Raw genomic sequence first — 659 nt, forward strand, 5'->3', positions numbered from 1 at the left:
GCCCGCGCCGGCCGCAGCCCGCAGACCCGCAGCAGCGCCGCCAGCGTCGAGCGCCCCGGGCCGGGATCGCGCAGCTCCCGCCAGCCCGCCTCGGCGAAGTGCAGGAACGGCTCGCGCCCGCCCACGTCCGGGTAGGTCGCCCGGTACCACGCCGCGTCCACCGCCGGCAGGTTCAGCCGGTGCGGCTCCGAGAACGGCTCGGCCCCCGTCAGCCGCGCCTCGGCGACGTAGCGGAAGAACGGGTCGTCCGCGACCGCCCGGCTGCCGGCCCGCGCCTGCACGTAGCCGGCCGGGTCGAAGTCCGGCCGCGGGCCGATCCGCCCCCGCCAGCCCTCCGCCACGTAGTGGCGCAGCAGGGCGTCGTCCGGGGCCCCGGCCAGCGCCTCGGCCTGCGGCTCGGGCAGGCGCTGCCGGTAATGGGCGGCGTCGAAGTAGGGGGCGAGGGTCTCGACCCGCAGGGCGAGCGCGGCCTCCGGGTCGGGGCGGGCCGGGCCGCCGTGGAGGACGTAGTGGACCAGCGGGTTCCGGGTGGCGAAGGTGATCCCGCGGGTGAGGCAGTAGGCCAGGGTGTCGAATTGCGGCGCCGGCTCGCGGCCCTCGCGCCAGCCCGAGGCCATGTAGTGGTCGACCGGGTCGACGCCGGCGGCGGCGAGGTCGGG

At 78.6% G+C, this 659-nt stretch carries 1 pseudogene; it reads right to left on the reverse strand.

Annotation, left to right across the window (positions count from 1 at the left end):
- Positions 1–659 (reverse strand): annotated as a pseudogene (locus ACLBXO_RS31665) (glycosyltransferase); the annotation flags it as partial.

Source organism: Methylobacterium sp. C33D (assembly GCF_053345825.1).